Here is a 284-nt window from a genome sequence, read left to right on the forward strand (position 1 = left end):
GTCGATGATCCTTCAGGATCCGAAATTCTCCCTCAACCCCATCCGTCGCGTCGGCGATCAGGTGACGGAGACCTATCTGCGCCACTTCAGGGCATCAAAAGCCGAGGCACGGGAAAAGGCGCTGGCGATGCTGGATGCGGTGAAGATCCGCGATGCCTCACGTGTCTACGAGCAATACCCGCACGAAATCTCCGGTGGCATGGGTCAGCGCGTGATGATCGCCATGATGCTGCTTGCCGATCCCGATCTCGTCATCGCTGACGAACCAACTTCGGCGCTTGATG

1 protein-coding gene is annotated in these 284 nt (G+C 58.8%); it reads left to right on the top strand.

Annotated features, from left to right (window positions below; all coding sequences use genetic code 11):
* Window positions 1–284, top strand: a 284-nt coding sequence (locus EN804_RS36655; protein ID WP_135922449.1) for an ATP-binding cassette domain-containing protein, incomplete at both ends; no start/stop codon positions are given.

Source organism: Mesorhizobium sp. M8A.F.Ca.ET.161.01.1.1, assembly GCF_004792105.1.
GTDB lineage: Bacteria > Pseudomonadota > Alphaproteobacteria > Rhizobiales > Rhizobiaceae > Mesorhizobium.